At 70.2% G+C, this 20,765-nt stretch carries 20 protein-coding genes; 11 read left to right on the forward strand and 9 right to left on the reverse strand.

What is annotated here, in order from left to right; all coding sequences use genetic code 11:
- The first annotated feature begins 150 nt into the window (after positions 1-150).
- The 3 genes from AB0C28_RS05155 to AB0C28_RS05165 are packed head-to-tail and all read left to right on the forward strand — an operon-like array spanning position 151 to position 2,593.
- Positions 151-1,113 carry a DUF6772 family protein gene (locus AB0C28_RS05155; protein ID WP_357838218.1) on the forward strand — a complete coding sequence of 321 codons (963 nt, stop codon included), beginning with the start codon at positions 151-153 and terminating at the stop codon, positions 1,111-1,113.
- Positions 1,114-1,118: 5 nt separating this feature from the next.
- The gene (locus AB0C28_RS05160; RefSeq protein WP_357838215.1) at positions 1,119-1,454 is read left to right on the forward strand and encodes a hypothetical protein; all 336 of its coding nucleotides are present in this window, start codon (positions 1,119-1,121) and stop codon (positions 1,452-1,454) included.
- A 41-nt stretch (positions 1,455-1,495) separates the two neighbouring features.
- On the forward strand, positions 1,496-2,593 hold the full coding sequence (locus tag AB0C28_RS05165) for a LacI family DNA-binding transcriptional regulator (protein ID WP_358073125.1): 1,098 nt from the start codon (positions 1,496-1,498) through the stop codon (positions 2,591-2,593).
- On the opposite strand, the gene AB0C28_RS05170 is transcribed toward AB0C28_RS05165, so the two are convergent.
- A complete protein-coding gene (locus tag AB0C28_RS05170) occupies positions 2,580-3,284 on the reverse strand; it encodes an alpha/beta hydrolase (RefSeq protein WP_358073126.1) in 705 nt (234 codons plus the stop codon). The two genes, AB0C28_RS05165 and AB0C28_RS05170, sit on opposite strands and share 14 nt — an antisense overlap.
- Before the next feature lie 90 nt (positions 3,285-3,374).
- Between AB0C28_RS05170 and AB0C28_RS05175 the strand changes: the two genes are divergently transcribed.
- Positions 3,375-4,010: a TetR/AcrR family transcriptional regulator gene (locus AB0C28_RS05175; protein ID WP_357838207.1), complete on the forward strand. Its 636-nt coding sequence runs from the start codon at positions 3,375-3,377 to the stop codon at positions 4,008-4,010.
- Between the two features lie 48 nt (positions 4,011-4,058).
- On the opposite strand, the gene AB0C28_RS05180 is transcribed toward AB0C28_RS05175, so the two are convergent.
- Together AB0C28_RS05180 and AB0C28_RS05185 are read right to left on the reverse strand one after the other, a co-directional pair.
- Positions 4,059-4,523, reverse strand: a complete 465-nt coding sequence (locus tag AB0C28_RS05180) for a DUF3592 domain-containing protein (RefSeq protein WP_357838205.1) — start codon at positions 4,521-4,523, stop codon at positions 4,059-4,061.
- Positions 4,524-4,605: 82 nt separating this feature from the next.
- Entirely contained in the window at positions 4,606-5,232 is a 627-nt protein-coding gene (locus AB0C28_RS05185) for a TetR family transcriptional regulator (protein WP_358073127.1), read from the reverse strand.
- Positions 5,233-5,388: 156 nt separating this feature from the next.
- Between AB0C28_RS05185 and AB0C28_RS05190 the strand changes: the two genes are divergently transcribed.
- From AB0C28_RS05190 to rmuC, 3 genes are all read left to right on the forward strand, one after another.
- Positions 5,389-6,789, forward strand: a complete 1,401-nt coding sequence (locus tag AB0C28_RS05190) for a hypothetical protein (RefSeq protein WP_358073128.1) — start codon at positions 5,389-5,391, stop codon at positions 6,787-6,789.
- Positions 6,790-6,905: 116 nt separating this feature from the next.
- The gene (locus AB0C28_RS05195) at positions 6,906-9,026 is read left to right on the forward strand and encodes a tetratricopeptide repeat protein (RefSeq protein ID WP_358073129.1); all 2,121 of its coding nucleotides are present in this window, start codon (positions 6,906-6,908) and stop codon (positions 9,024-9,026) included.
- A 253-nt stretch (positions 9,027-9,279) separates the two neighbouring features.
- Entirely contained in the window at positions 9,280-10,860 is a 1,581-nt protein-coding gene (rmuC, locus tag AB0C28_RS05200) for a DNA recombination protein RmuC (RefSeq protein ID WP_358073130.1), read from the forward strand.
- Positions 10,861-11,025: 165 nt separating this feature from the next.
- Here rmuC and AB0C28_RS05205 read toward each other — a convergent pair whose 3' ends face one another.
- Entirely contained in the window at positions 11,026-11,559 is a 534-nt protein-coding gene (locus AB0C28_RS05205; protein WP_358073184.1) for a serine hydrolase, read from the reverse strand.
- Here AB0C28_RS05205 and AB0C28_RS05210 point away from each other — a divergent pair.
- From AB0C28_RS05210 to AB0C28_RS05220, 3 genes are all read left to right on the forward strand, one after another.
- The gene (locus tag AB0C28_RS05210; RefSeq protein WP_358073131.1) at positions 11,458-11,880 is read left to right on the forward strand and encodes a MerR family transcriptional regulator; all 423 of its coding nucleotides are present in this window, start codon (positions 11,458-11,460) and stop codon (positions 11,878-11,880) included. The two genes, AB0C28_RS05205 and AB0C28_RS05210, sit on opposite strands and share 102 nt — an antisense overlap.
- A 43-nt stretch (positions 11,881-11,923) precedes the next feature.
- Entirely contained in the window at positions 11,924-12,889 is a 966-nt protein-coding gene (locus AB0C28_RS05215; protein WP_358073132.1) for an RNA polymerase subunit sigma-70, read from the forward strand.
- Between the two features lie 79 nt (positions 12,890-12,968).
- Complete coding sequence (locus AB0C28_RS05220) at positions 12,969-13,565, forward strand: maleylpyruvate isomerase family mycothiol-dependent enzyme (RefSeq protein ID WP_357838182.1); 597 nt, start codon at positions 12,969-12,971, stop codon at positions 13,563-13,565.
- Between the two features lie 21 nt (positions 13,566-13,586).
- On the opposite strand, the gene AB0C28_RS05225 is transcribed toward AB0C28_RS05220, so the two are convergent.
- From AB0C28_RS05225 to AB0C28_RS05240, 4 genes are read right to left on the reverse strand one after another with little or no spacing between them, the layout of a single operon-like run.
- The gene (locus tag AB0C28_RS05225) at positions 13,587-13,799 is read right to left on the reverse strand and encodes a formate dehydrogenase subunit delta (protein ID WP_358073133.1); all 213 of its coding nucleotides are present in this window, start codon (positions 13,797-13,799) and stop codon (positions 13,587-13,589) included.
- A gap of 11 nt (positions 13,800-13,810) precedes the next feature.
- The gene (gene fdhF / locus AB0C28_RS05230; protein ID WP_358073134.1) at positions 13,811-16,591 is read right to left on the reverse strand and encodes a formate dehydrogenase subunit alpha; all 2,781 of its coding nucleotides are present in this window, start codon (positions 16,589-16,591) and stop codon (positions 13,811-13,813) included.
- Positions 16,588-18,138, reverse strand: a complete 1,551-nt coding sequence (locus AB0C28_RS05235; RefSeq protein ID WP_358073135.1) for an NADH-quinone oxidoreductase subunit NuoF — start codon at positions 18,136-18,138, stop codon at positions 16,588-16,590. The genes fdhF and AB0C28_RS05235 overlap by 4 nt, the downstream gene beginning before the upstream one ends.
- Positions 18,135-18,629 carry a formate dehydrogenase subunit gamma gene (locus tag AB0C28_RS05240; protein ID WP_357838170.1) on the reverse strand — a complete coding sequence of 165 codons (495 nt, stop codon included), beginning with the start codon at positions 18,627-18,629 and terminating at the stop codon, positions 18,135-18,137. Before AB0C28_RS05240 ends, AB0C28_RS05235 begins: the two co-directional genes overlap by 4 nt.
- Before the next feature lie 307 nt (positions 18,630-18,936).
- Here AB0C28_RS05240 and fdhD point away from each other — a divergent pair, with 307 nt between their 5' ends.
- Positions 18,937-19,776: a formate dehydrogenase accessory sulfurtransferase FdhD gene (fdhD, locus tag AB0C28_RS05245; protein ID WP_357838168.1), complete on the forward strand. Its 840-nt coding sequence runs from the start codon at positions 18,937-18,939 to the stop codon at positions 19,774-19,776.
- Positions 19,777-19,800: 24 nt separating this feature from the next.
- On the opposite strand, the gene AB0C28_RS05250 is transcribed toward fdhD, so the two are convergent.
- Positions 19,801-20,730, reverse strand: a complete 930-nt coding sequence (locus tag AB0C28_RS05250) for a LysR substrate-binding domain-containing protein (protein ID WP_358073136.1) — start codon at positions 20,728-20,730, stop codon at positions 19,801-19,803.
- Between the last annotated feature and the right edge of the window lie 35 nt (positions 20,731-20,765).

Below are 20,765 nucleotides of genomic sequence, written 5' to 3' on the forward strand. Positions count from 1 at the left end.
AGGAGGATCGGCGGCGGTCGTCGGCACGGTTGACGTCCGTCCAGCATGAACGTTAATGTCCGAGCAACCGTGTGATCCGCTCCGGTCGATCGGCCGGGCGTGGACCTTCGCCATTCCGAATGGCCTCAACATCTCCCAGGAGCCTCCGGCATGACCATGACGGAGCGGCCAGACCTGGCCGCAGAACTTCGCGCCGCGATTTTGTCGGCGGACCCGAGGCTGTCGAAGTTCTCCCCGCTTCGGCGCATTCTGACCTACGACGACTTCAACTCCGGCGCCCATGGCTGGACCGAGCTGCTGGGCAACTACAACGGCAACGGCGACCTGTCCACGGTCGACGACCACATGCGCGACTTCCGGCCGCCGCAGCTGTCCAACTGCTCGTTCTTCGACATCGGCAGCCACGGCGCGATGACCGGCTCGTACGCGCTCAAACTGGCCACCCGGCCCTACGAGGGCCACACCGCCACCGCCATCAGGCGGCTCACCATGAGCGGGCGCGGCCTGCTGCAGATCGAGGCGTACTTCACCTTCAAGGCCGAGGCGACCATCGACGGCAGCGCGGGCGACCAGTTCGGCGATGTCACCTGGGACGGCAACCTGCACCCGTCGGAGGCGCAGTTCGGCTGCTTCACCGTGGCGACCGACCTGTGCGGCGACGGCGGCCTGCGCTATCACACGGTGGCTCGCTACCTGAACACCACGCTGGACAACACGCTGTCGCGGCAGTGGGTCTACCCGACCGTGCCGGAGCCGACGCCGCGCGAGCACCTTGAGGGCAAGGTCAAACTGGCCTACGGGGCCGACTTCACCGCGCCCAACCCCGAGGACTGGCAGCCGTTCGGCGAGCCGCAGGAGCTCTGCTACAACGAGGTGCCGACGAAGGTCAACTGGCACTACCTGCGCTGGGTCATCGACACCGGCGCCCGGCGCAACGTCGAATTGCAGATCAACGACCGGGTGATGGACATGTCCGCGATTCCGGTGCCGCCGTACAAGGAGCGCTACGACTCGCTGGAGAACCTGCTGAACTTCTACTTCTCGGTGCGCACCCATTCGTCGGTGCGCAATTTCCTGTTCCTCGATTCGGTACTCATTTCCACGGAGTGGTGACGTTCATGCGGCAGGTGCAGACGGCGGTTCTCGAACGGGACACGACGTTCGACTCCGATTTCGCGACGGAACCGTACGAGGTGGCGTGGGCCGGTGAGGCGCGCTGGTTCGTGCACACCCTTTCCGCGTCCGGTGACGACGTCGCGGTGCGGCTGGTCACCCAGATCTCGCCCGACGGATTGACCTGGTGCGACCTCGACGGCCACGAGCACGTCGTCACCGGCCCCGGCCTGGTGACCTGGCCGGTCGAGCATTTCGGCCAATGGCTGCGGCTGCGCGGCACGGTGACGGGCGGAAATCCGTCGGCGAAACTGCGCATCTATCTCACCGCCAAGAGCTGAGCGCGACCGGGAAAAGGCACGGGAGCGAGCGGGAGAAGGGCATGCGCAGGGCCGGGGGCCGGCGTCACACACTGCGGGACATCGCCGCGGCGTTGAACCTGTCGGTCAACACCGTTTCGCGTGCCCTCTCGGGAAAGGACGGCATCGGGGAGAAGACCAGGGCGCTGGTACGGGCGGAGGCGGAGCGGGTCGGTTACGTGCCGAACTCCATGGCCAGGTCGCTCGTGACGGGCTCGGCGATGACCTTCGGGCTGGTCATCACCAATCCGTCGAACCCGTTCTACGCGCAGCTGATCTCCAGCATCGAATTACGCGCCAGGGCGCACGACTATTCGCTGCTGCTGACGGTGACCGACGAATCGGCGGAGAACGAGGCGCGGGCCGCGGAGTCGCTGCTGCGGTCGTCGGTGAGCGGGGCGATCGTCGTACCGGTGCAGGCGAGCGCCGATCCGTGGCGGCGGCTCGGCGCGGTCGGCGTGCCCACCGTGCTGCTCAACCGGGACCTGCCCGACCTGGGTTACCGCTTCGTCGGCACCGACAACGAGCTCGGCGGCTATCGCGCCACCGCGCACGCGATCTCACGCGGCGCCCGCTCGATCGTGGTGCTGGAGGAGGACCTGCCGATCACCACCATCGCCGACCGGATCGCCGGTTACCGCCGCGCCATGACCGAGGCCGGTCTCGCCATGCCGCGCGGCAGCATCATACGGGTGCCCACCCGCCGCCACGACCAGGCCGCCCTGCCGTGGCAGCCGCAGCAGGCGTACCAGGTGGCCCGCCGCATGTTGCGCCGGGCCAGGCTGCCGGACGCGGTCGTGGTCGGCAACGACTACTTCGCCCTCGGCCTGTATCGCGCGCTGGCGGAGCACGGGCTCAAGGTGCCGGACGACCTGATGGTGATCGGCTTCGGCGACCACCCGTTCTCGGCGTTCCTGTCGCCGTCGCTGACCACGGTCCGGCTGCCCGCGGAGGAGGTCGGCGAGATCGCGGCCGACCTGCTGCTTGAGGAGATCGCGGGCGGGCGGAGCGCCCGTCCGCTGAAGCAGCTGATCGCCCCCACGCTGGTGGAACGCGACTCGACCGCCGGGGCCTCTCGCGCGGAGCGCCGCGGGCAGGCCGGTGACGCTAGTCCAGCGTGAACGCGAGCAGCGCCTTCGCCACCTCGTCCGGGTGGGTGAGGATCGTCTCGTGGGTGCCGGGCAGGAGCACCGGCTCGACGCCGACGCGGGCGGCGAGTTCGGCGCCGGGCGCGGCCAGCGCCTGGTCCCTCTCGGCGAGGAGGTAGGCGATCGGCAGGCCCGTGAAGTCCACGGTGTCGAGGGCGTCGAGCATGTAGTTCCCGGGCTGCGGGACCAGCAGGTCGTACACGAGCCGCTGCACGTTCTCCGGCTCGTCCGGCATGAGGGACCGGCGGAACGACTCGAAGTCCACGGAGACGGTGTGGTCAGGTGACGCTTCGATCGTCGCGCGGAGGAAAGCGCCCACCTCCGGGCCCATCGCGTCGGCCATCGACTCACCGGCGCGCGGGACGAACGCGCTGACGAAGACGATCCCGCGCAGGCGGCCGCGCAGCCGCGGCACGGCGCCGGCGATCGGGATGCCGCCCCAGCTGTGGCCGACCAGCACGACGTCGGTGAGGTCGCGGCGCTCGACCTCCTCGACCAGGTACGTCACCGCGTCGGCCAGCCGCGGCTCGCCCGCGCCGTCACCCGCCGAGAGGCCGGGCATGGTCAGCGCGATGCCCTGGTGACCGGCCTCGGCCACCCGCTGGGCCACCGGATGCCACGACCAACCGCCGTGCCAGGCCCCCGGAACGAAAACGTAGTTCACCTGCGACTCCAAGCCCGTATCCGCTGAATAGGGAGATGCTCTGTTCATCAGAGTCTAACTCTGATCAACAGAGCGAGTAGCATGCCTCCCGTGCCGACCAGGTCATCGAAGAACGCGGGAGAGAGCAGGCGGGCCGAGTACGCCGCGGCGACCCGCCGGGCGATCCACGACGCCGCGCGCGAGTTGTTCGGCGCCAAGGGCTACTTCGCGACCACCGTGGACGACATCGCCGCCGCCGCCCGGGTCGCGCCGGCCACGGTGTACGCGGTGGGCGGCGGCAAGCAGGGCCTGCTCAAGGCGATCATCGAGGCCAGGACGACCGCGCCGGACGTGGCGGAGGTCCACGCCCACATCGCCGCCGCGACGGACGCGGGCGAGCTGCTGGGCTTCATCGTCAACGCCACCCGGGTCCGCTTCGAACGCTCCCGCGACCTGATGCGGGTGGTCGCCGACACCGCTCCGCACGACGCCGGCGCCGCCCAGGCGCTGCGGACCGCGCAGGCCAGCCTCCGCGACGGCCTCACCCGCACCGCCCGGCGCCTGGCCGAACTGGGCGCCCTGCGACCGGGCACCGACGCGGAAGAAGCCGCGGAGACGCTCTGGTTCTACCTGAACAACAACGCCTACTTCACCTTGACCGACGACAACGGCTGGTCGCTGGAGAAGGCCGAGCGATGGCTGCGCGACTCACTCCACCACGCCCTGCTGAACGGCTCGGACACCTAGCCCCCCGCTGCCGCGACGAGCCGACGACTCGTCGTGCCGCGGCTACGGTCAGGCTCGCTGCCGGGCGATCCGCCGTCCGCGCACGAAAAGGAGCAGACCGAGCGGCGTGAACACCACGCCCAGGCCGCCGGTGATCAGCGGGCCGAGGAAGGCCGACCAGAACGAGGAGATCCGGGCGTCGCGCGGATCAGCCGGGTCGTAGGCGACGGGTACGGCTTCGCCTTCCGCGTAGGCCGGCGGGTTGCTGCCCGTGGAGCTCTCGAACGAGTACTGCCTGCCCGCGGCGGTGAACGTGACGGTCGGGTGCCACGTGGTGCTGCGGCGATGACGACCGTCGGAATCCCGGGTCGTGCTGGTGCGTGCGGTCAGCTCGACCACGGTCCCGTCCGTTCGCTGCGCCGAGGCCAGGAAACTCGCCGTGGAGGCGGCCAGCGCGATGGTGACGCACAGCAGAACCAGGCCGATCAGAGCGAACAATCCGCCGACGCGTGTGATGAGCCGTTCGTTATGCATGGGACGAGTCTGTCCTTCAGGATGCATGGGACGAGTCTGTCCTACAGGATGCGTGCCGGACGCGGCGGGCACGCACGCGCGGTCATAGGCTGAAGCCGGTCCGCAGGCGGGCGACCGTGTCCTCCAGCACGGCGGGCAGATCGAGCGCGGCGCCGCTGCCGGCGGCGAGCCACGCCATCGTCATGGCTCCGCACAGCATCCTGGTGAGGCTGAGAATCTCCGGGTCGCCGGCGTCGCGTCCGGCCCGTTCGGCGAACAGCTCGGCCATCCCGCTCATGCTGGAGGCCAGGCTGCCCATGTTCGCCGCCCACACCTCGGGAATGGTCACCACCAGCCGGGCCCGGTCCTGGATCTCCATGTGTTCAGGGCGAGAGGCGCCGGTCTCGTCGAACGCGGTGCGTACGGCGTTGTGCAGCGCGGCGAGCACCCCCAGCTCCGGCGGCTGCGCGCGGAAAGCCTCGATGAACGGCCTGATCATGAGCAGGTCGTCGTCGAGCACCACCAGATCGTGCTTGGTGGGGAAATAGCGGAAGACCGTGCTCGGCGCGAGATCCGCGGCCGCCGCGACCTGCTCCACCGTGGTCGCGTGATAGCCCTGCTCGCCGAACAGCCGCAGTGCGTGCCGCTGGATCGCCTGCTTGGTCCGAGCCCGCTTGCGCTCCCAGGGCCCTTCGGGCGACCCGCCTCCGGGCAGTTCACTCGTCACCACGTCGCGTTTCACTCCTCAACGCACGACCACAGCTGCAGCGGTCATCGTACGCCCCGCGTCCACGACGACCCCCGTCAAAATCTTGGTGTAATCTCCTACTATGGGAGTTGGCTCCCAAACTAAAATAACACTCTAAAGATTGGGCGGGAGCCTGAGATGACGACCACGATCGAGGCCGACTACCTCGTGATCGGTGCGGGCGCGACGGCCATGGCCTTCGTGGACACGCTGCTGACCGAATCCGACGCGACCGTGGTGATGGTCGACCGCTACCACCAGCCGGGCGGCCACTGGACCGTCGCCTACCCCTACGTCCGGCTGCACCAGCCGTCGGCCATGTACGGCGTGAACTCTCGTCCCCTCGGCGACGACACGATCGACCAGACCGGCTTGAACGCCGGGCTGTACGAACTGGCCGGCGCCGGCGAGGTGTGCAGCTATTTCGACCAGGTCATGCGGCAGACGTTCCTGCCGTCAGGCCGGGTGTCGTACTTCCCCATGGCCGAGTACGACGGCGCCGGCCGGTTCCACCTGACGACCTCGGGCGACGCGTACGAGGTGACCGTACGCAGGAAGATCGTGGACACCACCTACCAGGGCGTCACCGTCCCGGCCATGCGACCGCCCGAGTTCCCGACCGCCGCCGCCATCCAGGTGGTGCCGCCGAACGAGCTGCCCGCAGTCCGCGAACCCCGCGAGCGGTACGTCGTCGTCGGCGCGGGCAAGACCGGGATCGACGCCTGCCTCTGGCTGCTGGAACAGGGCCTCGACCCCGAGCGCCTGACCTGGATCATGCCTCGCGCGCCCTGGCTCATCGACCGGGCCACCGTGCAGCCGATCCCCCTCCGCCGTGCCGAGGACATCGGGCGGGACTACATGGCCAAACACGAGGCCATCATGAGCGCCGAGTCCCTGTCCGACCTCTTCGAGCGGCTCAACGCCGCCGGCACCCTGCTGCGCATCTCCCCGGACGACCGGCCGACGGCGTTCCGCTGCGCCACCGTCTCGCGGGCCGAGCTGGAGCAGCTACGCCGGATCAGGAACGTCGTCCGCCTCGGCCGGGTGAAACGCATCACCGAAACGGAGATCGAACTCGACGGCGGCGCCGTTCCGACCGGCCCTGGGGTGCTGCACGTGGACTGCACCGCCGACGCCACCAGACAACTCCCCGTCGTCCCGATCTTCCAGGACGGGCTCATCACCCTGCAGTCGGTCCGGGTGTGTCAGCCGGTGTTCAGCGCCGCCCTCATCGCGCACATGGAGGCGACCTACCCGGACGACACCGTGAAGAACGACCTGTGCCCCGTCACGCCGAACCCACGAACGGACGCGGACTGGCTGCGCTTCGCCCTGTCCGCGAACGCCGAAGCGCTGCGCTGGGCCGGCAACGACGATCTCGACACCTGGCTGCGCACGTCCCGGCTGCACCCCAACATCGCCCCGCCGATGCCGGAGGACCCGGCGGAACGGGCCGTCTTCGAACGCCAAGCCCTGGCCATGCTCAAGGAACAGAACACCCGGCTCGAACAACTCCTGTACGCGCACGAGGTGCGGTAGATGCCCGGCTCAGAAAGCCGGCGCCGCGCCCTATGGGTGCTCGCCCCGCTGACCACACCCCGGCTCGGCGACCTCCATGGTGACCGGCTCGCTGACGATCGTGCTGGAGGCCGGACGTGACGGCCTACACCGGGCGCGAGGAGATCCGGCGGGAGCTGCGGCGCCACTTGTGCGACACGAGCAGGAACACCGTGGCGATCGTGGCCATCGCCGGCATGGGCGGCGTCGGGAAGACCGCGCTCGCCCTGCATCTGGCGTACGAGCTGCGGGCGGAGTTCCCCGACGGGCAGCTCTACATGGACCTGCACGGCACGGGGACCCAGACCGAGCCGGTCGATCCGAGCGAAGTGCTCAGCCGGTTCCTGCGGATCCTGGGCGTGGGCGGCGACTCGATCCCGCCGACGCTCGACGAGCGGGCCGAGCTGTTCCGTACGCAGATGGCCGACCGCCGGGCCCTGATCATCCTGGACAACGCGGCCGACACGGCCCACGTCATGCCGGTGCTCCCAGGCAGCCCGTCCTGCGCCGTCGTCGTCACCAGCCGCAGGCCGCTGGGGTCGCTGGCCGGCGCCCGGCAGGTCGATCTCGACGTGCTGAGCCCGGCGCAGGCCGCGACCCTGCTGGAACGGATCGTGGGCGAGGAGCGGCTGGCCCGCGATCCCGCCGCGACCCAGGAGTTGCCGTCGCTGTGCGGCTACCTTCCGCTGGCCCTGTGCATCGCCGGCGCCCGCCTCGCGGTCAAGCGGCACTGGACCGCCACCACGCTGGTGTCGCTGCTCAGCGACGAGCGGCGCAGACTGGACGAGTTCGCCTACGGGCCGCTGCATGTGCGTGCCGTGTTCGCGCTCAGCTACCAGGGCCTGGAGCCGGACGAGCGGCGCGCCTTCCGGCGGCTGGGGCTGATCGAGGCCACCGGCTTCGCCTCATGGGCGGCCGCCGCGCTGCTCGACGTGGACGTACCGGAAGCGGACAAGCTGCTCGAAACGCTGGTCGACGCCCAGTTGCTGCAGGTCGCCGCGACCGACTCGGCCGGACGGACCCGCTACCTCTTCCACGACCTGGTCCGGCTGTTCTCCCGGGAGATGGGCGAGGCCGAGGACTCGGCCCAGGTGCGCAGGGACGCCGTTGAACGCCTGCTGAGCTGCCTGCTGTCGGTCAGCAGACAGGCGTACAGCGTCCTGTACGGCGGCGAGCACCAGATCGTCCGCGGTTCCCCCAAACGCCGGCGCCTGCCCGCCGATTACCTGCGGGAGCTGGTCGCCGATCCGGTGGAGTGGTTCGAGACCGAGCGGCTGACCATCGTCAACGCGGTCCACCTGGCCGCGAGAGCCGGCCACGAGGACCTCTGCTGGGATCTGGCCTGTACGACCGCGATCTTCTTCTCACTGAGGAAGTATCTCGACGACCAGCACACGATGCTGGAGACCGGCTACGCGGCGGCCGAACGGGCGGGCGACGTGCGCGGCATGGCGGCGGTGCTCCAGCGGCGGGGGATGCTGCACGTGGACAAGGCCCTCTACGACCTGGGGCGGGCCGACTACGACCGCTCCTTGGAGCTGTTCGAGGAAGCGGGTGACGTGCACGGGCAGGGCATCGCCCGTACGTACCTGGCCATGGTCGACCGTTTCGTGGGCCACTTCGACCAGGCCATGAGCCGCTACAAGCAGGCCCTGGAGGAGCTGAGGGCGGCGGGCGACCTCGGCACGGAGGCGTTCGTCCTGCGCAACATCGCGCAGATCCACCTCGACCAGGACCGGCTCCAGCTCGCCAGGACCAACTTCGAGGCCGCCCTGGCGATCTACGAGCCGCTGGACACCCCGCGCGGCCTCGCCCAGACCCTCTACTGGCTGGGCAGCCTCGACCTGCGCGAGAAGCGGTACGGCGAGGCCCGCGACGCCTTCACCAGAACCCTGGCCGGCGCCCGCACGATCGGCGACCGCGTGGGCGAGTCGCTGGCCCTGCACGGCCTGGGGGAGTCGAGCATGCGGCAGGGCCTGCTGGAGGAGGCCGAGGTCGTGCTGACCCAGGCGGTGGACATCGCCCGGAGCCTGAAGAGCCGGCTCATCCAGGCCCGCGTACGGACGTTGCTCGGCGAGCTCTACCACGCGGCCGGCCGGACCGCGGAGGCCGCCGCCCAGCTGGAGGCCGCCGTGGAGATCGCCAGGACCATCGGCACCAGACCCATCGAGGAACGAGCCGCGGGCCTCCTGGACGAGGTCCGCGCCATCACCGACTGAGCCGCGGGCCTCCTGGACGAGGTCCGCGCCGTCACCGACTGAGCCGCCCCGGGAAGATCGAGGCACAGGCGCTTTCTGTTGGTAAGAACGGTTATCGGCGCGAATTCAGCGCTCATCAAGTTCCCTTGGCCACAGTTCTCTCAGCAATCCCGTCGGACGCGACGTCCACCCGCGAGAGGACCCGGCATGACCAGCCACAACGCCCATGAAAACCCGCCGCACCAGGGGACCGACGGAAAGCGGGTGAGCTGAAATGACGACCTTCTCTTTCGTCATCCTGACGGTCGCCCTCGTCCTGATCAGCGCCACGATCGCCTATCTGATTGCCCGCAGCCGCGCGGCGGCCGAACGGGCAAGGGCGCAGAAGCAGTTGGCCGAGCTGAGCCGGGCCCACACCACCGCCCTGACCGAACGCAGGACCCTGGACGAGCGACTCGGCCGGCTCGGCGCCGAGCTGGAGGCGACGCGAAGAAGCCTCCAGCAGGAATGCGCCGAGGCGCAGCGGCTGCGCATGCAGCTTCAGACGGAGCAGACACGGGGAGCGGAAACCGGTCGTCGCCTCCGCGACACCGAGCTCTCGATCGCCGAACTGAAGGCGAGGGAGTCGGTGCTCCGCACGGAGATCCACGAGCTGAAGACGCACCTGGCCGAGCTGGTCATGCAGAAGCAGGCGCTGCTGGAGCAGGCCGCGACGGTGCAGGCCGTACGGCAGGAGCTCGATCAGACCCGCGCGGACAACAACCGGCTCCTGGAGGAGACGCTGCGCGCGGCGACCACCGAGCTGCTGCAGAAGTCCCAGGTCGAGCTGGTGACCAAGGCCGAGGCGACCCTGAGCGCGGCCAGCAAGCCGGTCCACGCCCAGCTGGCCGAGATGGACCGGCAGCTCAAGGAGTTCTCCACCACCCGTGTCGCGGCCGAGGCCACGCTGAGCCAGCAGCTGACCACCCTGACCGAGGAGGGACAGCGGACCAGGAAGGAGACCAGGGCGCTCGTCGAGGCGCTCAAGAAGCCGCAGGTGCGCGGGTCCTGGGGCGAGATGCACCTCAAGAGGGCCGTGGAACAGGCCGGCCTGGTCGAACGGTGCGACTTCGACACGCAGGTGCACGTCGCCGACAGCGAGAGCTCGCTCCGGCCTGACATGGTGGTCCACCTGTCGGGCGGCAAACACGTCGTCGTGGACGCCAAGGTGCCGATGGCGGCGTTCATGTCCGCGATCGAGGCCACCGACGAGGCCGACGCGGACCGGCACTGGGCCGACCACGCCCGGCAACTGCGCCACCACGTGGACGCGCTCGGGAGCAAGGAGTACTTCCGGAAGATCGCCGCTTCACCGGAGTTCGTCGTGCTCTTCGTGCCCAGCGACGCCTTCCTGCAGCCGGCGCTGGAGCAGGAACCGACCCTGCTCGAATACGCCTCCGCCAAGGGCGTCCTGATCACCACGCCGACCTCGCTCATCGCCCTGCTCCGCACCGTGGCCTTCGCCTGGACCCAGGCGGCGCTCCAGGACAACCTCAAGCAGGTCTACGAACTCGGCCGCGAACTGTACGAGCGCCTTTCCGTCATGGGCGGGCACCTGAACACCCTGGGCAGGTCGCTCGACCGGTCGGTCAAGGCGTACAACGACACGGTCGGGTCGATGGAGGGCCGGGTCATGGTGACGGCACGCAAGTTCCACACGCTCAAGGTCGTGGAGAGCCGGCTGGTCGAGCTCAAGGCGGCCGAGCAGAGCACGCGACCGCTCGGCAGCCCGGAACTCCTCGAATCGGCCGACGCCACGACCGGCGTCCGGGCGATCCCGCCACCACTCGGCACGGAAGACCAGATCGCCGGTTGAACGAAGGAGCATCGCCACGAGGACGCCCTCGTGGCGATGCTCGTGTGAAAATGGGCCGGGAGCGCGACCGAGAGGTGAGCCAGTGGACGGCAAGCTGTTAACGGCTCTCCGCAACGCGGCGAACGATCAACCGGCGAGGACGCCTGGTTTCACTGACCGTACGGCTCAGCGGCCGAGCGCTTGGTAGACGGCCTGGACGTAGGCGGCGGAGCGGGCGGAGCCGAGGATGTCGGCGCCCATGTTGTTCATCACGTACGCGATCGTCACGCCCCGGTCGAAGTCCATGATCGCCATCGATCCGCCCCACCCGCCCCAGAACGCGATGCGGCCGTCCGGCAGCCACGGCAGAGTCCGCCGGTCCGGCAGTGCGAAGCCGATGCCCCACCGCAGGTGCAGCCCGTTGACCAGGTCGGGCCCGTTCGACTGCTCGGCGAAGATCAGGTCGAGGGTGGCCGGTTTGAGGAGTCGTGTGTGCGAGTCGAGGATCCGGGCCACCGACCGGGCGTTGCCGTGGCCGTTGGCCGCGCCGAGCTCAGCGGCCCGCCAAGCCGGCGTGTTGGCCGCCGCCGCATCGGCCGCGGGCCCGGTGAAGGTCCGGTGGGCGACGCTGCCGGGGTCGAGCGCGGAGAGGTCGAGGTCGGCCGTCGGCGGGATGAGGATCGGCGAACTGGCCGCACGGGCCGGGCCTCCACCCGGCAGGTACGCTTCTACGAGGCCAAGGGCCTGATCACCTCGACCCGGGGGCCGAACAACTACCGCGACTACAGCGAGACGACCCTGGCCCGGGTCCAGCAGATCCGCGAACTGCTCAAGGCCGGCCTGTCCACCCGGCTCATCCTCGCGATCGTGCCCTGCCTCGACTCGCCCCGCGACCCCATCGTCTTCGAGGGCGTCCTGCCGGAGACGGTGGCCGTACTGGAGCGGGAGCGTGACCGGCTCACCGAACGCATCGACATCCTGACCCGCAACCGCGACGCGATGACCGACTACCTCGACGAACTCCAGCAGCGGGCCCACTGAGCCGGCCGGCACATCGGCTGCCGGAAACGGTCATGATGGGCGGGTGGCTGTCAGGGATGAATCCGACGTTCTGCCGATGCTGGAGTCGTTGCGGGGGCCGTTGACCGGATACTGCTACCGCGTCCTCGGTTCCGCGAGCGAGGTCGACGACGCCGTGCAGGAGACGATGGTGCGTGCTCTGCGGGCCATCGACGGCTACGACCCCGAGCGGGCGGCGCTCTCGACCTGGGTGCACAAGATCGCCACGAATGTCTGCCTCGACCTGCTCAGAAGCGCGCGGCGGCGGGCGCTGCCGTGGGACATGGGGCCCGCGTCGAGCGGCGGCGGCCTCGGGGTTCCGCTGCCGGCGGCGCGGTGGGTGGAGCCGATGGCGGATTCCCGGCTGATGGGGAGCGCCGACCCGGCCGCCCTGGCGACGCAGAGGGAGACGCTGCGGCTGGCCTTCGTCGCCGCTCTGCAGCGGCTGCCGCCGCGTCAGCGGGTCGCGCTGGTGCTGCGGGACGTGCTCGGGTTCAGCGCCGTGGAGGCCGCCGAGGTCATGGGGACGTCGGTGGCGGCGGGGAACAGCGCGCTGCAGCGGGCGCGGGCGACGCTGGAGAAGCATCGGCCGCGTCCCACTGACAGTCCGCGGCTGGACGACGCGGGCCAGCTTGATCTTCTGCATCGGTACGTCACCGCGTTCCAGACGCATGACGTGCACGAGCTCGTTGCCGTGCTGGCCCACGATGCTCGGTCGGGGATGCCGCCGTTCCTGTGGTGGCTGGACGGGGCGGCTCAGATCGGCGCGGTGCTGGCGGCATCGGATGCCTGTGCCGGCGATCGTCTGGTTCCCGGCGAGCCGGCCAACGGGTGCTGGACGCTCGGTCAGTATCGGCCGGACGAGGACGGGGTGCTGCGGCCGTTCGCCCTGCTGGTGCTGGAACTCCGGAACGGGCGCATCGGCGAGATCGTCACGTTCCTGGGCTGGGGTGACCGTTTCGCGGAGTTCGGCCTGCCTGACAATCTTTGATGCGGAGGGAAGCGATGAGTTCGGCCGCCTTCGGTCGTACAAGGGGGGATATTTCCACTACGACCTGAAGGTGATCCTCATGGCACCGACCGACGCAGAGCTCAAGCAGCACATCCACGCCGAGAGAGAACGACTGGCCCAGCTGCTCGCCGGGCTCCCCGCGAAGGGGTGGGAGAGCCTGTCCCTGTGTGAGGGGTGGCGCGTACGTGAAGTCGTCGCCCACATGACCGCGCCGTTCCGTACGAGTCTGCCCCGGTTCGTGGCCGGATTCGCGGCGGCGCGCTTCTCCTTCGACCGGTACGCCGACCGGACCGCCCGCAAGGACACCACCCGCATGTCCGACGCCGACCTCCTCGCCTGCCTGCGCGCCAACCTCAGCAACGAGTGGCGGCCGCCGGGCGGCGGGCTCGCCGGGGCGCTGAGTCACGACGTCATCCACGGCCTCGACATGACCGAGCCGCTGGGGCTGCCGGCGCCTCCGGCCGAGCGCGTCGCCCTCGTGCTGGCGAGCGCGAACGACCGGAGCCTGTCCTATTTCGGGATCGATCTGACAGGGGTGCAGCTGCGGGGCACCGACGCCGACATCGGGCTGGGCACGGGCGAGCCCGTCGACCTGCCGGTCAAGGAGATCCTGCTGACCGTCTCAGGACGACGGCCGATGCCGCCGCGGCCCTGACCAGCCCGGCTCACGACCGGCTCAGGAGACCGGGGGCAGCAGGGCGGCGGCGGCCGTGATGAGCGGGTCCAGGCGGTCGTCGGTGGCGTCGGTGACCAGCCTGGACCGCATCCGGGGATCCCAGAAGGCGCGGATGTGCTCGGCGATCCGCTCGGCCGCCCAGGCCGGGTCGCGGTTCCTGAACTGCACGGCGATCTCGTTCGCCATCCGGATGTGCGGTGGCGTCTGCGTCATGGCCATGATGATCACACCATCCCCGCCGGGGCCGGGTGCTTCAGCGTCACCTGCACCGCGGTCACCTTGTACTCGGGACAGTTGGTCGCCCAGTCGGAGTTCTCCGTGGTGACGACGTTCGCGCCGGTCACCGGGTGGTGGAAGGTCGTGTAGACGACCCCGACCGGCATCCGGTCGTCGATCTTCACCCGGAGGCCGGTCTCCCCGACCCGGCTGGTCAGCGCGACGGTGTCGCCGTCGCGGATGCCGCGCACCTCGGCGTCGTGCGGGTGCATCTCCAGCACGTCCTCGGGATGCCAGGCGGTGTTGCCGGTACGCCGGGTCTGGGCGCCCACGTTGTACTGCGACAGGATGCGCCCGGTCGTCAGGATCAACGGGAACTTGCGGGTGCTGCGTTCCTGGGTCGCCACGTAGTCGGTCAGCACGAACCGGCCCCTGCCGCGGACGAACCCGTCGATGTGCATGATCGGGGTGCCCTCGGGCGCCGCGTCGTTGCACGGCCACTGGACGCTGCCGACCTCGTCGAGCTTGGCGAACGACACCCCTGAGAAGGTGGGCGTGGTCATCGCGATCTCGTCCATGATCTGCGCGGAGTCGTCGTACTTCATCGGGTAGCCCATCGCCTGCGCGATCTCGCAGACGATCTCCCACTCGTGCTTGCCGGTCTTCGGCGCCATCACCGGGCGGACCCGGTTGATCCGGCGCTCGGCGTTGGTGAACGTGCCGTTCTTCTCCAGGAACGAGGTGCCCGGCAGGAAGACGTGCGCGAACTTCGAGGTCTCGTTGAGGAACAGGTCCTGCACGACCACCAGCTCCATCGCCGACAGGGCGGCGGTGACGTGCTTGGTGTTCGGGTCGGACTGGGCGATGTCCTCGCCCTGCACGAACAGGCCCATGAACGTGCCGTCGATCGCGGCGTCGAACATGTTGGGGATGCGCAGGCCCGGCTCGGGGTCCAGCACCCGGCCCCACAGCGTCTCGAACGTGCCGCGTACCACGTCGTCGGAGACGTGCCGGTAGCCGGGCAGTTCGTGCGGGAACGAGCCCATGTCGCACGAGCCCTGCACGTTGTTCTGCCCGCGTAGCGGGTTGACCCCGACGCCCTCGCGGCCGATGTTGCCGGTGGCCATGGCCAGGTTGGCCATGCCCATCACCATGGTGGAGCCCTGGCTGTGCTCGGTGACGCCGAGGCCGTACATGATGGTGGCGTTGCGGGCGCTCGCGTACAGGCGGGTCGCGGCCCGCACCTCGGCGGCGGGGATGCCGGTGATCGGCTCGACCGCCTCGGGGCTGTGCTCGGGGGCGGAGATGAAGCGCTCCCATGCGGCGAAGTCCTCGCAGCGCTCCGCGACGAACTCCCGGTCCACCAGGCCCTCGGTCACCACCACGTGGCTCATGGCGTTGATCAGCGCCACGTTGGTGCCCGGCCGCACCTGGAGGTGGTGCTCGGCCTGGATGTGCGGGGAGCGGACCAGGTCGATCCGGCGCGGGTCGGCGACGATGAGCTTGGCGCCCTGGCGCAGCCGGCGCTTGATCCGCGAGGCGAACACCGGGTGGGCGTCGGTCGGGTTCGCCCCGATGATCAGGATGACGTCGGCCTGCTCCACGGACTTGAAGTCCTGGGTGCCGGCCGACGTGCCGTACGTCTGCTTGAGTCCGTAGCCGGTCGGCGAGTGGCAGACGCGGGCGCAGGTGTCGACGTTGTTGTTGCCGAAGGCGGCGCGGACCATCTTCTGGACGACGTACACCTCCTCGTTGGTGCACCGGGAGGAGCTGATGCCGCCGATCGCGCCGGCGCCGTGCCTGGCCTGGATCTCCAGCATGCGGGCGGCGACGTGGCCGATGGCCTCCTCCCACTCCACCTCGCGCCAGGGGTCGGTGATCCGCTCGCGCACCATCGGCTTGAGCTGCCGGTCGGGGTGAGAGGCGTAGCCGAAGGCGAAGCGGCCCTTGACGCAGGAGTGTCCCTCGTTGGCCTTGCCGTCCTTGTACGGCACCATGCGCACGACCTCGTCACCACGCAACTCGGCCTTGAACGAGCAGCCCACGCCGCAGTAGGCACAGGTGGTGAGCACGGTGCGGTTCGGCATGCCGAGCTCGACCACCGACCGCTCCTGCAGCGTGGAGGTCGGGCACGCCTGTACGCAGGCGCCGCAGGAGACGCAGTCGGACTCCATGAACGTGCCGCCGGCCCCGGCCGCGACCTTCGACTCGAACCCGCGCCCCTCGATGGTCAGGGCGAACGTGCCCTGCACCTCGCCGCAGGCACGCACGCAGCGCGAGCAGGCGATGCACTTGCTCGCGTCGAAGTCGAAGTAGGGGTTGGTGCTGTCGGTCGGCAGGTCGAGGTGGTTCTCGCCGTCGAAGCCGTAGCGGACCTCCCGCAGGCCGACCTGCCCGGCCACGTCCTGCAGCTCGCAGTCGCCGTTCGCGGGACAGGTCAGGCAGTCGAGCGGATGGTCGGAGATGTACAGCTCCATGACGCCGCGGCGCAGGTCGGCCAGCTCCGGCGTCTGGGTGCGCACCTTCATCCCGTCGGCCACCGGGGTGGTGCACGACGCCGGCGAGCCCTTGCGGCCGTCGATGTCGACCAGGCACATGCGGCACGAGCCGAAGGGCTCCAGGCTGTCGGTCGCGCACAGTTTCGGGATGTCGATGCCGCACTCGGCCGCGGCGCGCATCACCGAGGTCCCCTCCGGGACCAGTACCTGCTTGCCGTCGATCTCCACGGACACCGTCGCCTCGCCCGAGCGCGCCGGAGTGCCGTAGTCCTGCTCCTTGATCAGGCTCATCGCCGTTCCTCCGTCGTCGCTCCGAAGTCGCCGGGGAAGTGGTTGAGCGCACTCTGCACCGGCATCGGTGTCAGGCCGCCCATCGCGCAGAGGGAACCCTCGGCCATCAGGTGGCACAGGTCGTCGAGCAGCTTCAGGTTGCGGCCTCGCTCCTGGCCCGCGACGATGCGGTCGATGACCTCGACGCCGCGCACCGCGCCGATCCGGCACGGGGTGCACTTGCCGCACGACTCGGCGGCGCAGAACTCCATGGCGAACCTGGCCTGCGCCGCCATGTCCACGGTGTCGTCGAACACCACCACGCCGCCGTGGCCGACCATGGCGTCCGCCGCCGCGAACGCCTCGTAGTCCATGGGCAGGTCGAATCTGGACGTCGGCAGGTACGCGCCGAGCGGCCCGCCGACCTGCACGGCCCGTACCGGCCGGCCCGACCGGGTGCCGCCGCCGTACCCCTCCACCAACTCGCCGAGGGTGATGCCGAAGGCGGTCTCCACGATGCCGCCGCGGGCGACGTTCCCGCCGAGCTGGAAGACCTGGGTGCCGCGCGAGCGGCCCACCCCGAGCCCGGCGAAGGCCTCCGCGCCGGCGGCCATGATCATCGGCACCGAGCCCAGGGTGAGCACGTTGTTGACCACGGTGGGCTTGCCGAACAGGCCCTCCAGGGCCGGGATCGGCGGCTTGGCGCGGACCATGCCGCGCTTGCCCTCCAGGCTCTCCAGCATGGAGGTCTCCTCGCCGCAGATGTACGCCCCGCCGCCCACCCGGACGAACAGGTCGAAACTGAAGTCGCGGTCGAGGACCCGCTTGCCGAGCCAGCCCCGCTCGTAGGCGGCGTCGATCGCCGTACGCAGCGTCGCCACCGCGTCGGGGTACTCCGAGCGGATGTAGACGTACCCCTCGCTCGCCCCGACCGCCCAGGCGGCGATGGCCATCCCCTCAATCAGGGTGAACGGGTCGCCCTCCATCAGCATCCGGTCGGCGAAGGTGCCACTGTCGCCCTCGTCGGCGTTGCAGCAGACGAACTTGAGCTCCGACGCGGCGCCGAGCACGGTCTTCCACTTGATGCCGGCCGGGAAGCCGGCGCCGCCGCGCCCGCGCAGCCCCGAGTCGGTGACCTCGGCCACCACCTGCTCAGGGGTGAGGGACAGCGCGCGGGTCAGCCCGGCGAGCCCGCCGTGGGCCACGTAGTCGTCGGGGGAGAGCGGGTCCACCACGCCGACCCGGGCGAACGTCACGCGCGTCTGCTCGCGCAGCCACGGGATCTCCTCGGTCGGACCGAGGCGCAGCCGGTGCTCAGCGCCGTCCAGCAGTCCCGCCGCGAGCAGGTCGTCCACGTCGTCGGGGCGCACCGGCCCGTACGCCACCCGCCCGGCCTGCGTCGCCACCTCGACCAGCGGTTCGAGCCACAACATGCCACGGGAGCCGTTGCGCACGACCCGGACCCCGGGCCCTGCCGCCTCGGCGATGCGCTCGGCGACCTCGTCGGCGCCGACGGAACGGGCGGCCGAGTCGCGCGGGACGTACACGGTCATCGGCTCGCTCGTCACGCGGCGCCCTCCAGGAGGCGATCGAGCTGCTGCGCCCCTACCCGGCCGTACAGCCGGTCGCCGACCTGGACGGACGGGCCGAGCGCGCAGTTGCCGAGGCAGAAGACCTGCTCCAGCGTGATCGCGCCGTCCCGTGTGGTCTCCCCGAGGCCGACGCCGGTCCGGCTCTTCGCCCGCTCGACCAGCTCGTCGCCGCCCACCGCCTGGCACGCCTCCGCCCGGCAGATCCGGACCTTCGTCCGGCCGGGCGGCGTCTGCCGGAAGTCGTGATAAAAGGTGACCACGCCGTGTACGTCGGCTCTTGACAGATTCAACTCGTCAGCCAGGAACGGGATCGCCGCCGGATCGATGTGGCCCAGCTCTTCCATGAGGCTGTGCAGGATGGGCAGCAGAGCGCCCCGGTCGTCACGGTGCCGCGCGACGACCGAGCGCACGTGATCTTCAAGAGACTGCGCCGAATCTTCAACAGACTGCGCCGACGACGACGTCATGACCAGCCTTTCGGTCGGGGGGATCTCTCTGCACGGTCATGCATCCGCATCTCGGGCGTCCAATCGTTTCTTTCTCTCGGCCGATAGACGGCTTCTATCAGCGCAGGTCGGCGGCTTGCTGTTCGCGGCCGGTCGGCGCCGGTCCACAACGGCGGCGGTGCGGTGCTTGATCGGCCGCAGGAAGGCGGTATCTCATGGCCGGGTGTTCGCATGTCGCGAGCAGGAGGGACGATGGTCAGATGAGGAAGCCGCGGATCTCTCGCGACACGGCCGGCCGCCGACCGGCCCGCTCCGCCGGGACAGCGCTGTGAAGGTGCGCCCTGGTCCGACGACCCCGATCCGCATCAGGCAGTTGTCCGGTGCGACGGCCAGGGACCGCCGCGACGACCTGGCCACGGAGGAGCCGCTGGAGATCCGCATGTCCGCCGCCGACGGCTCGCGCCGTACGGCGGCCATCACCATGCGGACACCGGGGCACGACTTCGAGCTGGCAGCCGGGTTCATGAGCGGGGAGGGCCTGGCGGGGCCGGGGGACGTCGCCGCGATCGCGTACTGCACCGACGACGACCTCCCGCCCGAGGCCCGCTACAACACGGTGACCGTGCACCTGAGGGGCCCCATCCCCGACCTGCCCGCGCTCGACCGCCACTTCCTCACCTCCAGCGCGTGCGGCGTCTGCGGCTCGGCCAGCCTGGAGTCGCTGCACGACCGCTGCCGCCCCCTCCCCAGGGGAGAGCTGACGCTCACCGCCGAGCTGCTGTACGGGCTGCCCGAGGCGTTGCGCGGCGTGCAGAGCGGGTTCGGCAAGACGGGCGGCCTGCACGCGGCCGGGCTGTTCTCGGCCTCGGGGACGCTCGTGGCGGCGCGCGAGGACGTCGGCCGGCACAACGCCGTGGACAAGCTGGTCGGCTGGGCGGCGATGAGCGGCCGGCTGCCGCTGAGGGACCACGTGCTCATGGTCAGTGGCCGGGCCAGCTACGAGATCATGCAGAAGGCCCTGTCGGCGGGCATCCCGGCGGTGTGCGCGGTGTCGGCGCCGTCGTCGCTGGCGGTCGACCTGGCCAGGGAGTTCGGCATCACGCTGGTGGGCTTCCTGCGCGGTGAGCGCTGCAACGTCTACGCGGGCGGGGAGCGGGTCGCCGGATAGGGGCCCCGTGACGGCTATGTCAGGCTATGTCAGGTGCTGGGCCGCGAGCCGGTCGAACACCTCACGCAGGTCGAGGTCGCGGGCGACGTCCAGCACGGCCCTGGCGATCACCGACTCCGGGCCCGTACGGGCCAGCACGAGCCCGACGCGCGGCTCGCGGAGGGGCCGCTCCAGCCGGACGACCCGCATCCCCTCGGGCACGCCGAACATGTGCAGCCACGCGTACGAGATGACGCTCGACCAGCGATGGGTGGCCACGTGCGCGAACAGCGCCGAGACGGTGTCGGTCTCGATCGCCGGCACCGCCACCGCGCCGGCGTGCCGGAAGTTGGCGTCCAGGATCCGGCGGTTGCGCATCTCGGGGGCCAGCAGGCACAGCGGCAGTGCGGCCACCTCGGCCCAGCGGGCCACCTGCCGGTCGGCCAGCTCGCCGTCGGCCGGGGTGAGCAGCAGGTAACGCTCCTGGTAGAGCGGGCTGACGTGCACCTCGCCGAAGTCCTCCTCGTCGTCGTCGAGGTACGTCATCGCCATGTCGATCTCGAACTCGGCCAGCCGGCGGGCGATCTCCCGTGACGACAGCGAGGTCAGCAGCACCCGTACGTGCGGATGACGCTCGCAGAACGGCGTGGTCAGCAGCGAGGCGGCGGTCAGCGCGGTCGGGATCGCGCCCATGCGCAGCGTGCCGGACAAGCTGTCGCGCATCTCCGACAGGTCCTGGCGCAGGCCGTCGGCGTCGGCGAGCATGCGGTGCGCCCACAGCAGCACCCGCTCGCCCTCAGGGGTGAGCCCCGCGAACCGCTGCCCTCGCCGGACCAGCGGCACGCCCAGTTCGCGTTCCAGCTTACGGATGGCCGCCGACAACGACGGCTGGGAGACATGGCAGGCCGCGGCGGCCCGGGCGAAATGCCGCTCCCTCGCCAAAACCGCCAGGTACTCCAACTGGCGCAACAGCACGCTAAAGGATCGCCCACGCGCCCACGCCGCGTCCA

It is taken from the genome of Nonomuraea sp. NPDC048892 (assembly GCF_040649735.1).
Classification (GTDB): Bacteria; Actinomycetota; Actinomycetes; order Streptosporangiales; family Streptosporangiaceae; genus Nonomuraea; species Nonomuraea maheshkhaliensis.